The following is a 14,886-nucleotide window of genomic DNA, read 5'->3' as shown; positions in this document are numbered from 1 at the left end:
TTTTTATATAAGTACTTTTGTATCAGAAAACAACAACATATGAAAAGCGAAAATATTCAAAAGATTTACCAGAGACTCCAGGAACGTTCCGATAACGTACTTGGGTATCCGTTAGCACGGGATTTTTCTTATAGTGAATTTGCTCCCTTCTTAGATATTTGTGTTAACAATGTAGGTGACCCGGAAAATTTATCCACTTTAGCCATTGACACCAAAGACATTGAAATGGAGTGTGTTAATTTCTTCGCCAACATGTTATCTACAAGCACCAAGGAAGCATGGGGTTATGTTACTAATGGTGGTACAGAAGGAAATTTGTATGGTTTATATGTTGCCAGAGAGAGCTTTCCAAATGCAATGGTCTATTATAGTGAGAGCACACATTACAGTGTTAAAAAGAATCTTCATTTACTAAATATACCAAATATTGTTATCAGGAGTCAGGATAATGGCGAGATGGATTATGAGGATCTTGAACAAACCATCATGTTACGTCGTGACAAACCTGCTATTTTCTTTTTGAATATAGGCACTACAATGACTGAGGCTATCGATAAGGTAGATGAAATTAAGCGTATTATTAAAAAATATGCTATAAAAGATTACTATATCCACTGTGATGCGGCCTTTTTAGGAACGGTTGCTCCTTTTTTACAACCAAAGCCTAAGTTTGATTTTGCTGAGGGGGTTGACAGTATATCTGTATCAGGACATAAATTTATCGGGGGGCCGATTCCATGTGGTATTGTACTGGTAAAAAGAAAGCACAGGGATAGAATTGCTAATTCTATTTCATATGTAGGTACTATGGACACCACTATTACCGGATCAAGAAATGGATTAACACCTTTATTCATATGGTCTTTTATTCAAAAACACGGGTTAGAGGGGCTAAGAAAACGAGTTGAAATGGCTCTTGATCTTGCTGCTTACACAGAAAAAGAGCTTCAAAAAATAGGTATAAAAGCATGGAGAAACCCTAATGCATTAACGGTTGTCATGCCTAAGTTATCTGAGGCCTTACGCGTTAAACATCAGTTAGCTTCTGAGGAAACAATTTCTCATGTTATATGCACCCCAGGTATTAGTAAAGAAAAAATAGACCGATTATTAATCGATATTAAAAAAGAACAGGAAGTAAACAATCCACTTCTTGTAGCATAGGTAAACTATGCAATACTTTTTCTCATTTAAATTTTAGGTTAGTTAGTCAGTAAAAAAGCCCCGAATTCGGGGCTTTTTTATATTTATTATCAGGCTTGCTTAGTAAACTGCACAGCTACTATAAGCTTTACCTTATCGCTTACTACGATATTTCCGGCTTCCGTTACAGCACTCCAGCTTAGGTTAAAATCTTTACGGTTAATTTGTCCTTCAATTTCAAAACCTGCTTTAGTTTGACCGTAAGGGTCTACTGCCACACCGTTAAAATCGACATCTAAATTCACTTCTTTTGTCGTTCCTCTAATTGTAAGATCTCCGGTAAGTGTTTCTCCATCAAATGATTTGGAGACAAAGTTTATGGTTGGATGATTTTCAGCATCAAAAAAATCTTCAGATTTTAAATGAGTATCGCGATCTCCATTTCTAGTATTTATGGATGCAACTTTAGCGGTAAACGCAAATTCTCCATCTTCAAATGAGCCATTGGATGCTTTTACACTACCTTCGAATTCATCGAATTGTCCTGTAACTGTAGAAATCATCATATGTTTTACCTTAAATAATACTTCAGAATGTGTTGGGTCAATAACCCAAGTGTTTTTGTTTGTGCTAGTCATATTATTTTTTTTTATAATTGTTTGAGTTTCAATGCATAGCAAATATACCCCATCACATTCTGCTACACATTGATCTATGATAAGAAATGATGGAAGCAGTGTTACAAGCACGTATGTCCATGGAATTCAGCCTTGATATTTTAAAAGGTTATTAACCCGAATAAATAAAAAAAAGCCCCAAATTCGGGGCTTTTCTTAATCGATTATTTTATGGTAAAATCAGACAGTATCATATAGTGATCTGACGGAAAGCCTTCGGGCCAACTTGAAATGATCTGCGTATTTGTATTTTTCAACTTTTTCCCCAGATAATACAACTGGTCTATTCTCCTCCCATCCTGAAAGGTATACCCCGGATGCGTCTGAACATTTGGATATAAACTCCTGTAAGCATCAGTAAATCCATATTTCAAAAGAGTTTCAGCAGCTATACTTTCTCCTCCATCGGTATTTGGTATGGCATTAAAATCACCACCGAACAACACTGGTATTTCATCAGCCGTTTCAAAACGATTTTTATGAAAATCGAATACTATTGGAAAAGAACTCATACCATACCAATTGGACATTACATAAATATCCTGTGAATCTGTTAAGGCTATTTTTGCACAAAGGTTCATAAAAGATGCTTTCTCAGGAACACTTATCTCATCGATTGGATATCTGCTTAGGACGGAAATATTCGTACCCTGATTTAAATAATCCCAATCTACGGTGGTCGCAAAATAATATCCTAATTCCGCTGCTATAAAATCTCCTGAAGAATAGGTTTCCTGCATCATAATAACGTCGGCATTCTTCGCTTTTAACATTTCCACAATTCTTTTTCTCGAATCCCAACCATCCTCTTCGAGGGTGTTATGAACCCCCCCATGATGTATATTCCAGACCGCCGCTGTAATTGTCTCTATTTTATTCGATTTATTCAGTTTCTTAAGTTCTTTAAATTTAGTGTACTCTTCAACGACCTCCTTCGGGGTAAAAACCATTTGGGACAAGCTAATTTGATCAATAGCAAAATTTGGTGACGAGAATAATTCTTTATTCACAAAACGCAAAGCTTCCTTTTTATCTATTTTGACGCTTTTCCCTTTTAAATAATACAATGTTTTCAGGGGAGCTACTTGCATGAAATCCTTAACCTGGTATACCGTATATGGATTCTTTTTCAATTCCTTTCTTTTACCTTCGATTCTTTCAAGGTCTTCTTCGCCAGCCCCGTTAACACCTTTTTGCTGTAATAACATTTCAGGATCTACCACCAGGTCAATCAAATCATCAGAACTTAAGCTACTACCTCCATTTTTCACACTGACTTCAAGAAATACATCAACTAGTTTTTGTAATCTTTCAGCTCCCTGATCAATATGGTCCAGCCTGTCTTTTTTTGATTCAGCTCTATCAATCAATTGACCTATACTTAGCATGTAATCATTTTCAAACTTTAACCCTTTTTGATCGCTTAAATTATAGATAGCGCGATTAATTCCATCATAATATAATCTTATCTCCCCTTTTGATGCATCATAGGTCATTCCTAACAAATGCCATGCACCATCATTAAGAGGCATTATACTTCCATTATCCCTTTCATAGGTAATTCTTCTTGAACCTGATCCTACATTCCATGCCCAGGTCCCATCAGACATATAAAAGACCCACCCCGGGATTTTTTGCGACTCTAAATCTGACGTAACAAATGGCTTTTGACTGAGCAATACGGCTCGCTCTGAAGAAGACACTTCTGTTTTCACCCAAAACATAACGGAAAAATCATTCTTGAAATCAAAATCAAACTGATCACTTTGAGGAAGTTGAAATGGCACTTCGTCTGCTTTTACAAGCAAACCTTTACCACTTACTCCGTTAAGACTTTGATGCTTATTACTTTTAAGAGTTTCAAAATCGACGATAACATTATTCTGTGCTCCTAGAAACTGAACATGCAACATCGTTATCAGGGCTCCTATTCCAATTAATTTCTTTCTACGAAAGGATTTAAACGAATTTATACGAAACATTTTTTCTTTCTTTTTATTTCTTTTTTAAATATACACATTTTATTCAAATAGCATCATCAGCTTTCATTCTGCCCAATTAATTTTGTATTTTCGAAACGCTTAATTCATCTATTGTATACTAACTATGTCTCAAACCATTAAAACAGGTCTTTTATCTTATGGTACCTCCGGAAAAATTTTTCATGCTCCTTTTATTGACACCCACCTCAATTTTGAATTAACAGCTGTGGTTGAGCGATCGGTTAAAAAAGCTCATTTAGATTATCCTAGAGTTAAAAGCTACGACAAGGTTGAGGACATGATTAGGGATGAAAAAATTGAGCTGATTATTGTAAACACGCCTAATTCCACACATTTTGATTTTGCTCTTCAAGCCCTTAAACATGGCAAACATGTCTTAGTTGAGAAGGCTTTCACATGCACCTCCATTGAAGCACAACAACTATTTAATGAAGCTCAAAAGAGAAAATTATATGTGCTCCCATATCAGAACAGACGTTATGATGGGGATTTTTTATCTGTAAAAAACATTTTGGAATCTGGAGTATTGGGACAAGTAGTCGAAGTACATTTACATTTTGACCGTTATCGTAATACAATAAGTCCAAAAGCAAAAGAAAAGCCGGGATTAGGAGGTGGTATCCAATACGACCTAGGTCCACATATTATAGATGCTGCATTGGCCCTATTCGGTACTCCTCATCGTTATACCAAAACACTCGGATATTTCAGACCAAATACCATGGTAGATGATTATGCCCATTTTCATTTGTCTTACGCGGATGGCAAGCAGGTCTTTGTTAGCACAAGTATGCTTGTTGCCGATCCCCAGCCCGGGTTTATTATTCACGGCACCAAAGGATCTTTTGTAAAACCTCGTGTCAATGTACAGGAAGAACAACTTTTGGAAGGGATAAAGCTTACCGCTCCCGAATATGGATATGAAGAAGATTTTACCGCAGGACAATTGACGTTAATTAACGAGGATGGTGCTAAAACAAAACAAATGATTAAAGCCGAGCGCGGCAATTATCTCAAGGTATTTGATGATGTTTACCATACTATAAAGTTTGATAAACCATATCCGGTTTCTAAGGATGAAATCATAAAACAACTTGAAATTTTAGAAAGTTAATGAGAAGAAAAATAGCCCTGATATTAGGTCCGCTTATCTTTATTTGCTTTCAGTTTTTTGAGGCTCCGGCGGATATGTCTTCAGGGGCCTATCAATTATTAGGTATCACCTTTTGGATGGCTACCTGGTGGATAACCGAGGTAATCCCAATTGCTGTAACTGCCTTACTTCCCATTCTGTTATTTCCCCTTAGTGGTGCTATGGATATTCAATCAACCACTGCTGCTTTTGGTCACAAATACATTTTCTTATACATGGGTGGTTTTATATTAGCCATCGCCATAGAGAAATGGAAGCTACATAAACGAATTGCTTTACATATCATTAAGTTAATTGGCACCAATGTTTCCAAAATTATTCTTGGGTTTATGGTGGCCACGGCTTTTTTATCGATGTGGATTTCGAACACAGCTACTTCGGTAATGATGCTACCGATTGCCATGTCTATTGTTTCTCAATTGAAAGACAATCCGCTTACTGAAACCGATGAGAATCTCATTTTCGGGAAAGCCTTAATGCTCAGTATTGCTTATAGCGCCTCAATTGGAGGGATTGCCACTTTAATTGGAACCCCTCCCAACCTGGTCCTGGCTGGTTTTGTACAGGAAACCTACAATATTGAGATTAGTTTTTGGAATTGGGCCAGGTTTGGCTTCCCGATTGCTATTATACTTTTAATTATTGCCTGGATTTACCTTACCAGAGTAGCTTTTAAATTTAATCAAAAAGAATTTCCGGGAGGCAAAGAAGAGATTGATACATTACTTAAAGCATTAGGCCCTATGAAAAGGGAAGAAAAAACCGTTCTTGCTATCTTTTCTCTCACTGCCGTCTGTTGGATCTCACGTTCATATCTGTTAGAACCACTGATTCCTAATATTGATGATACGATCATTGCCATGGCTGCAGGATTCATCTTGTTTATCATTCCATCCCAAAAGAAAAATGAAGCCATCATTAGCTGGAAAGAGGCAGTTAAACTACCCTGGGGAATTATATTATTATTTGGCGGTGGAATGGCCTTGGCCTCAGGCTTTCAGGTTACAGGCCTTGCCATCTGGATCGGTAATCAGATGACCTCACTACAAGGGCTTTCACTTATTGTACTGGTTCTCATTATAATCACCTGCGTTAATTTTTTAACCGAGATCACCTCGAATTTAGCAACAACGGCTATGCTGTTGCCCATTCTCTCTCCAGTCGCGTACACTCTAGATATTAACCCTTATATGCTCATGGTTTCCACTACGGTTGCGGCTTCATGCGCCTTCATGCTCCCTGTAGCAACACCCCCTAATGCAGTTGTTTTTGGTTCCGGTTATTTAAAAATATCTGATATGACCAGGACAGGCATTTGGATGAACCTGCTCTCTATAATCTTATTAACATTAATGGTATATTTTTTACTGCCCGCACTATGGAATTTCGATCCTAAAGAATTTAACTTTATAAAATAAGTTTAATACTTAACTTTGTATCACCCACTAATCAACCCAAACATACCCTACTATGCTTTTCTATAAAGGTTCTATTAATAAAAATCGCTATTTACGCATTATAGCTTATATCTTGATTTTTTCAGGTTTCAACTTTTTAGATTCTCTTCAAGCTCAGGAAAAAATCTTAGACAGTCAAAAGGGGGCCAAAGATCTCAATTTCCCTACCAGAAATTGCGAGGCATATCTCAATGCTTCCGGCGAATCCTATAATAAAGGAGATTATGAAAATTTTAAAAAATATAATGATTCCGCCTTAATGGTAGCCAAGGATTTCAATCTTCCTAAACTGCAAATAAAGGCACTTATTAATTTGGGCATCTATTACAATATAACAGACACTTATAAGCAGTCTCTTTCATTATATCACGAGGCGCTAAGTATCTGCAAAACGCTACCTGAAAATAAAAACATCAGGGTTTCCATCCTGGTTAATATGGCCAACGTTTACAATAAAATCGATGCTCACGATAAGGCTATAAAAGCTGCAGAGGAGGTGCTTGAGTTATCAGAAACTAATAACACCTCTGACCTGAATATTGTTGGAGCATATAATGTACTTAGTATCTGTCATTCGAATCTGGGGGATCAGGAAAAGTCGCTTGAATATTTATTCAAGATGAAATTGTTAGGGGAAAAAATATCACATTATGGTGTTATTCTTACCGCCCTGGATAATATTGCAAACACCTATTACAAACAAAGCAAATATGACCAGGTAATTGAGACCGAAATGGAGGCCTTGGAATATCTTGAAAAGCATTCATTACCTGAAAGGCCTACCAGCCTCCTAAATCTGGGGATGGCCTATGTTAAAAAAGAACAGGGATCTAAGGCTATTCCTTATTTAAATAGGGCAAAAGAGATAGCAAATTCACAAAAGGATCTGGAGCTTGAAAAAGCCTGTTACCTGCATCTTGCCCGAGCCTATGAGTTATTGGGAGATTACAAACAATCATTCGAGGCACAAGAGCTATATTCAGAAATGAATGAAACCTTATTAGAGGAAAAGTCGAGTGCTGCCAAACTGGATGTTAAACACGATGCGGAGCATGAAAAGCAAATGGTCGAATCTCAGCTCGAAACCTTAGAAATTACAGATGGCAAAAAAACCCAGGTACTTATTGGTAGTTGTGTAATTTTTCTTTTGTTAGGTGGTATGCTTTTTATTTATATAAGAAAAAAGAAGGATCTGGAAAAAGATAAAGAGCACTATAAAGAGAGTAACAAATTACTTTCGAATGAAAATAAGATGCTAAAAACTAAAATGAAAGAATTGGCAGTTGAAAAGCATCAACGTCAAAAAACGCGTGCACAATACAAAAACTCATCTTTAACGAAGGAGGATCGGGATGGTTATATGAACCTAATTTTGGATTTTATGGAAAAAGAAAAGCCATTTCTTGATTTTGATATAAATCAGGCAGAAATGGCTGCTAAACTTTCTATGAGCACACACCATCTTTCTGAGGTTTTAAATTTGTGTTTTGATCAAAATTTTTATCAATTTATAAATCTTTACAGGGTTAATGAGGCTCAAAAGTTAATGAAGAATCCGAATTACAATGAATACAAGATATTGGCTATTGGTTACGAAGCCGGATTCAAGAGCAAAACTTCTTTTAATCGGGTTTTTAAAAACCACACCGGATTGACTCCTTCAGCCTACAGGCAGGATAACACTACTATAACAAATTAATACTTTTTCAATTCCTCCTGATAAAGTGGTGCCATTCTATTGGGTGGAACATTTCCGACTCATGTACTAACTATTATTGCATTAATAAAAAGGATTTCACCCCATTTAATTAATGTTTTATGAAGCCTGTACTTTTCTTATCCGGATTAATTTCTTTGGCCATTCTGCTGAAGATTTCTACCCTATTTCAGAACGACCCAATTCATGTGTATCAAGATTTAAAGGTAAACCAGTCTAACTCTTTCGACAAACCTGTTTCAAGTATTGTACTGTCAAACGACCTTAGTTATAACTCTCTTATCTACCTAAAACAGCATACCCGAGAAGTCTCTTATCATCAGGAAAACACAAATACAATAAAGTCGAGATAATATATCCCGACTTTATTTCCGCTTTTAAATATTTTTATTCTAATTAGGGATTATGGTAAAAGAATACTTATACATGTTTGGTTCAATAAGGTATTCATCATGTACTTTGGCCCCCCATGAATTATCACCTCCGACACCCATCTGTCTGTAATCTATATTCCATTGATACTTTTTACCAATTTTAATATCTGCTCCATGTTTGCTGGTTACAGGAACCAGCCCGGATGCTGAAGCAGCTCCATCCTTACCTTCAATAAAATCAAGTTCTTTCATTTGGAAGGGCCATATACTGGCATTTAACCATTCTCGAGAAGTTACTTTTAGTTTAACTTCTGAGGCTATAAGTTCAATCCAGCGAACATCTGTTTTATTCCCTGTTTCCTGCGGTCGCATATATCTATGAAACCCTTCTTTTATGTCGGATTTATACAGGCCTGTTTTCACTCCTGTTTTTCGATCTTCGTAACTTTCTATTGGCCCATTACCATACCAATGGACCTCATTAAATGTATCGGGAAGCAGTAGATACATCCCTATTCTAGGCAACTCCGGGAGGTCTTTTTTATTTGGAGTAAAGCTATAATTAACCTTAAGAGCACCTGAGTTTTTTAAATGATATGATACTGTTACTTCTGCTTCATCGTTTGGCAAAATATACTCTACCTTAAACTTCACACCTTCCTCTGCAACTCTTGGTTTCTCTAGTAGCTTAGCTGTATAACTATAGCTTGCATTTTGCCAGGCTTTTGCTCTGGCCTGTAAACCATTACCAAGATCGTTATCTGTAGGTGGACGCCAAAAATTCAGGTGAATTGGATCTGCAGTAATCAATGACTTATTATATGACCAATTTTTAATTTCGCCGGTATTTGCATCAATTCTAAACGAGTTAGTCGCATTTTCCATCACAAACTCACCATTGATTTCAATAATTGAAATCGTCTCTTCCGGATTCTTTTCAACTGTTTGAACACCTCCCTTTTGAAGCAAGAACTGATCCCATGCTACTTCAAATCCTGCAGGAACCAATCCTGTCTCTTCTTTTTGAAGCAAGTTAACTTCCAGAATATACTCTTTTCCACGCTCCAAGACTGTTGGAAAGTTATTAAGTATCAGCTTCTCTTTTTGTTGTGGTAAAATCCGAACAACTCCTACTGAGTCTTTATGTATCGGATGACCATCTAACAGAATGGACCAGACTATTAATTTATCTGATAAATCGGTGAAGAAGTTTTTATTCTTAATTTCAATTACTCCGTTTCCATTATAATTAAAGTGTACCGGTTCATATACCTTTTTAACCTCGGTTAAATGAGGGTGTGGATTACGGAAAGGATCGACCAATCCATTATTTAAAAAATTACCATCGGTTGGTAAGTCGGGGTGAAAATCATGACCGTAAGCAAAATACTTTTCCCCTTCATCATTGGTATATTCCAGGCTTTGATCTACCCAATCCCAAATATATCCTCCCTGAAGGTTTGGATATTTTTCAATGATTTCCCAATATTCCTGCAAGTTACCCACAGAATTACCCATGGCGTGGGCGTACTCAATCATCACCGAAGGTTTATCTGAAGTAGATTTACCATGTTCTATTAAATAATTAAATCGTGGATACATCGGGCAATAGATGTCTGTATAATCTTCCTTTCCTGCCGGCTCATATTGCACGATCCTGTTATCATCATTTTCTTTCAGCCACTTATACGTGGTTCTAAACACCTCTCCTTCGCCAGCTTCATTCCCCAAAGACCATGAATAAATACTTACATGGTTTCTATCTCTAAAATACATACGTTGGGTACGCATCATATGTGCCGGAAGCCAACTCATTTCGTTACCAATCTGGGTTTTCTCATCTATAGCCAAAGGATGACTTTCAATGTTTGCCTCATCAATAACATAAAGCCCATACTTGTCGCATAGCGATAACCAATAAGGGTCGTTGGGATAATGGGAACTTCGCACCGCATTAATGTTATGCTGTTTCATTAGTTTAATATCCTGCTCCATACTTTCCTTCGAAACTACATGCCCCGTAATTGGATCTGTTTCATGTCGGTCTACCCCTTTAAAATAAATTGGCTTACCATTAATTAAAAGCTGACTATCTTCGATTTCTACCCGTTTAAACCCAGTATACCTATTAATATATTGATTGTTTTCCGAATTCACTTCATCTTCCAATGCGATCTTAAATTCATACAGATTTGGAGTTTCAGCTGACCATGTCTTAATCTCAGGAATCAGTTTTTCTACCTGGAATTCTAAAGTGTCTTTAGGAGCTATTGTTAGAAATTCAGAAGCAGAAAATATGATTGAATCCTTCTCCATTATCAGGACACTCACTTTTCTTTTAACTTCTTGCTCAAGGGTATTATTAATACTAATTGTTCCCTTAAAAACTCCATTGGCATAGGTGTTATCCAGATTGGTGTATGACTCATAGTCCGCTAAAAAAACCTTCGGTCGGGTGTATATGTAAACATCTCGTTCTATACCGCTCATTCTAAGCATATCTTGACTTTCGAGATAACTCGCATCACTCCAGCGAAACATTTGAAGCGCAATTAGGTTTTCTCCTTTTTGAACAAATGATGAAATATTAAATTCTGCAGGTGTCTTACTTCCTTGAGAATATCCAACATATTTTCCATTCACATACAAGTACATTGCTGATTTTGCCGCAGCAAAATGTAAAATAACTTCCTCATCCAGCATCTTCTGATCTAAAACAACCATATTTCTATAGGTTCCAACAGGATTATAATCGGTTGGAGCGTCCGGCCAATTGGTAGTGAAAGGATAGCGTTCGTCAAGATAAATTGGATTTCCATATCCTTCTGTTTCCCAATTTGCGGGCACCTTAACCTTTCCCCAATCGCTATCATCGTATTGAATGTTTTGAAAAGTAAGGGGTCGATGCAGAGGGTTCTTTACATAGTGAAATTTCCACTCTCCATTTAAATTTAAATACCTCTTAGAATGTTCTATTTGATTTATCTCGGCATTTTCAAAACCAAAAAAAGTTGCTCTTGGAGGTAACTTATTCTCTTCAAACACCTTGTGGTTGTAATGGTTGGTTTGCTCAGGCACTTCTTCTAACTTTTCCTTATGACAAGCAGTCATGGCAAAAGCTAACAGTGCAACAATATATATTTTGTTCATTGTAATCTTTTGAAATTAAACACTTTTTAGGATTTGTATACATATCTTTTAACCATCGAATATGAGATGGATCGCCTTTGTCACGGAACTGATAAAGCCAAATATTTTTAGTTCTCCTGACCACAAAGTCGAACCATCATCTCTTTACACAACTCCTGATCATTAATAAGCATTCATAAAATCTTCTTTAAGGACTTTCCTGAGGTAAAAAATCAACTCAGAAGCGTTGGTTTCCGTAAAGACCATTGGAGGCTTTATTTTAAGAACATTATTATCCGGGCCGTCGGTACTCATTAGAATTCCATAGTCTTTCATACGGTTTATAACATAATCGGCTTGAGCTTTTAATGGTTTTAGCTTTTTATCTACGAATTCTATTCCCAGAAATAAACCCTGACCGCGAACATCTCCAATAATTGGAAACTCATGAGCAAGTTGACGAAGTTCTTGTTTAAGATACTCTCCAACCTGAAGTGCATTCTGTTGTAATTTTTCCTCTTTCACCACCTTTAAAACTGCGGCTCCTATAGCACAAGACACGGGGTTACCACCAAACGTATTAAAGTACTCCATACCATTTGCGAACTTTTCAGCGATTTCCTGAGTACAGGCTACCGCTGCCAAGGGGTGTCCATTACCCAAAGGTTTTCCAATAGTTACTATGTCCGGAATAACATTATATAGCTGAAACCCCCAAAAGGATTTTCCCACACGACCACAGCCTACCTGAACTTCATCTGAAATACAAACCCCTCCTGCTTCTCTAACATAAGCATAGGCCTGATTTAAAAATCCTTCAGGGAGTTCAATTTGTCCACCGCAACTGATAATAGGTTCTACAATTAAAGCTCCGACATTTCTGCCCTTTTTATGTACTTTATCAATAAGTTTCTTTACTTCCAGAGCATATAATGGTCCGGTGTTTGTCCCGGTAAACTTTCCTCTGAACTTATCCGGTAATGGAAAAATATGAGTGTGCTCTGGCGCTCCCTGTCCTCCTTTACCATCAAATTTATAAGAGCTGATATCTATACATGCGTTGGAGTTTCCGTGATATCCTACTTCTGAAGCAATAACATCTTTAGCTCCAGTTGCTGCTTTCATCATTCTAAGTGCCAATTCATTTGCTTCACTCCCTGAATTGACAAAATGCAATACACTTAATTCGGGAGGTAGGGTTTCGATAATTTCCCTGGCAAGCTCATTTATATTTTCATGAAGGTATCTGGAGTTGGTATTGATGAGTCCCATTTGATCTTGCCCTGCCTGAACCACTTGAGCATGCTCGTGACCTACATGAGCTACATTATTTACCGTGTCGAGGTATTTTTTACCAAATTGATCTATTAAATACTGACCCTTACCGCGCACCATTTTTATTGGTATGTCATACTGTAAACTCAAACTTTTACCGAGATGTTGCTTTCGGTAGGCGATAATCTGATGATCCGGAATTTTCATTTGAGGATTTAATCCGTTTCTTTTGAATAACGCATTTGGATCAGGACAAAGGCTTCTCCAGACAGGAAGTTCACTATGAAATGTTACTCCTGGAAAGTCATTTTTATAGTCCAGCATTGATAACATTACCTGAAAATGCAGATGGGGAACCCATCCTCCGTTCTCATTATGTTCTCCTAATTTTCCAATAAGATCACCACAATTTACTATGCTCCTTTCTTTAAGATGCCGGATACTTTCTATCGATAAATGACCATAAAGCGTAAAGAATTCGAAATCATCGGCACGATGTTTTAGAATAACCAATCCGCCATAACCTTTTTCTCCTTTATCTTCAGTTACTGAATACACCTCTCCCTCCATAAATGCATGTACCGGAGTATTTGCAGGTAACCAAAAATCAATTCCCAGGTGGATGGTTCTATACTCTATTCCAAGGTTTCCTTCTCTTTCATACATATTACTTGTATAAAATGGTCGGGGTTCCATGTACCCACCGGCAATTAATGTTCCCGGATTTCGTTTTTGAATTTGATTTAGCTTAAATTTAAAGTAATCCTGATCCTCATAATCTTTTTCGTGACCGAGAAAGGTACTGGAAACACTAAGGTCTATAGGGTAAATGATCCTGGATGCCTCTGTAGGAAACAAAGCTTCAATTGTTAACTGTTGATTCTCTGTCCAATCCATAAATTTGGACGCCATTGGATGGGGTGCATAACCACATGCCTCTCTAAAACTGTAATGTGCAAAATCTTCACTTACATCATACCATTTATGAAGTAAATCCCAAGCTGGTTTTTCACTGATCAACAAATATTCATTTTCAGGTTCTTTAATTTTATTGATGGCTGATTTGGTAACCGATATTACAAGTCGCATCCCGATAGCCACATATAGTACTTTTAACTCCTCTGGTTCTAACTTAAATGATTTGTGATATCCGGAAATAATTGGCAAAACCGCTTGCAGAGGATTATTACAATTCATTATGGCATAAGCCGATGCAATGGCAAGATCGTTAATTGACTGCGTATAAACAGCATCTCCATAATCGATACATGAAATCACCTTTGGGTTTTGTAAATCTTCTGAAACGATCACATTATTATCATTGGCATCGTTATGAACTATAGTTTTTCTCAATTGGGAGTAGACACCCTGGAGGTCTTTAAACCTTTTTTGATAGTACTCCAGAACTTCCCTCTCTTTTTCCCCAAAATATAAAAGGTAGTTTTCTGTCCATAATGATTGTGCTACATCCCATTCAAATTTTCGATTCGCATATGAATGATCGAAATCACAAAGTTCCTGAGTCAATTTTCCACATTCTTCACCGAGGCTATATAAAAGTTCATTTGATTTTGGATTTACAGAGCTCCAAACTCTTCCTGAAATCCAGGTTAACAATCTAACTTTTCTTTTATTTCCATGATGATCTGTTATTTCGGAGATCCCTTCACCTTCTATATCTTTAATTACTTTTGGAGCAATCAAAGATTTTTTAGCATGTGCAAGGTGTTCTAATAATTGTTGTTGAAAATTTAAATAGTCTATATTTTCTTCAGGTCTTGATACCTTTAAAATGAAGGATTTTCCATTTTGATCATCGATTTTAAAATTGAAGTCAATTTCTCCCGGTAACCGTTTTGCCTTACCATTAATTTGAAAACGTTCCTTTATAATAGTTTCAGCTTCCGTGGCGGTTATTTCTATTTTGTTATAATCCATATTGATCATGAATCTATTAT

Annotated in this window: 9 protein-coding genes; 5 read left to right on the top strand and 4 right to left on the bottom strand. The window is 36.8% G+C overall.

All coding sequences use genetic code 11. The features are described 5' to 3' along the window. The first annotated feature begins 39 nt into the window (after positions 1–39). Positions 40–1,164, top strand: a complete 1,125-nt coding sequence (locus BM361_RS07210) for a histidine decarboxylase (RefSeq protein ID WP_038267770.1) — start codon at positions 40–42, stop codon at positions 1,162–1,164. Positions 1,165–1,253: 89 nt separating this feature from the next. Here BM361_RS07210 and BM361_RS07205 read toward each other — a convergent pair whose 3' ends face one another. After that, complete coding sequence (locus BM361_RS07205) at positions 1,254–1,781, bottom strand: YceI family protein (protein ID WP_038267773.1); 528 nt, start codon at positions 1,779–1,781, stop codon at positions 1,254–1,256. A 203-nt stretch (positions 1,782–1,984) separates the two neighbouring features. Continuing rightward, positions 1,985–3,802 carry an endonuclease/exonuclease/phosphatase family protein gene (locus BM361_RS07200; RefSeq protein ID WP_074977915.1) on the bottom strand — a complete coding sequence of 606 codons (1,818 nt, stop codon included), beginning with the start codon at positions 3,800–3,802 and terminating at the stop codon, positions 1,985–1,987. A 124-nt stretch (positions 3,803–3,926) separates the two neighbouring features. Here BM361_RS07200 and BM361_RS07195 point away from each other — a divergent pair, with 124 nt between their 5' ends. The 4 genes from BM361_RS07195 to BM361_RS07180 all read left to right on the top strand — a co-directional run bounded on the left by BM361_RS07195 (position 3,927) and on the right by BM361_RS07180 (position 8,503). After that, positions 3,927–4,937 carry a Gfo/Idh/MocA family protein gene (locus tag BM361_RS07195; protein ID WP_074977914.1) on the top strand — a complete coding sequence of 337 codons (1,011 nt, stop codon included), beginning with the start codon at positions 3,927–3,929 and terminating at the stop codon, positions 4,935–4,937. Continuing rightward, the gene (locus BM361_RS07190; RefSeq protein ID WP_074977912.1) at positions 4,937–6,394 is read left to right on the top strand and encodes an SLC13 family permease; all 1,458 of its coding nucleotides are present in this window, start codon (positions 4,937–4,939) and stop codon (positions 6,392–6,394) included. Before BM361_RS07195 ends, BM361_RS07190 begins: the two co-directional genes overlap by 1 nt. 52 nt (positions 6,395–6,446) lie before the next feature. Next, complete coding sequence (locus BM361_RS07185; protein WP_074977911.1) at positions 6,447–8,132, top strand: AraC family transcriptional regulator; 1,686 nt, start codon at positions 6,447–6,449, stop codon at positions 8,130–8,132. A 119-nt stretch (positions 8,133–8,251) separates the two neighbouring features. Beyond that, positions 8,252–8,503, top strand: coding sequence for a hypothetical protein (locus tag BM361_RS07180; protein WP_074977910.1), 252 nt, complete (start codon positions 8,252–8,254; stop codon positions 8,501–8,503). 39 nt (positions 8,504–8,542) lie between these two features. On the opposite strand, the gene BM361_RS07175 is transcribed toward BM361_RS07180, so the two are convergent. Then, a complete protein-coding gene (locus BM361_RS07175; RefSeq protein ID WP_074977908.1) occupies positions 8,543–11,674 on the bottom strand; it encodes a glycoside hydrolase family 2 TIM barrel-domain containing protein in 3,132 nt (1,043 codons plus the stop codon). A 162-nt stretch (positions 11,675–11,836) separates the two neighbouring features. After that, positions 11,837–14,875, bottom strand: coding sequence for an aminotransferase class III-fold pyridoxal phosphate-dependent enzyme (locus tag BM361_RS07170; RefSeq protein WP_254785759.1), 3,039 nt, complete (start codon positions 14,873–14,875; stop codon positions 11,837–11,839). Positions 14,876–14,886: the final 11 nt, after the last annotated feature.

The sequence above is a fragment of the Zhouia amylolytica genome, assembly GCF_900116365.1.
Lineage (GTDB): Bacteria > Bacteroidota > Bacteroidia > Flavobacteriales > Flavobacteriaceae > Zhouia > Zhouia amylolytica.
This window is presented reverse-complemented; position numbering and strand designations above follow the sequence as displayed.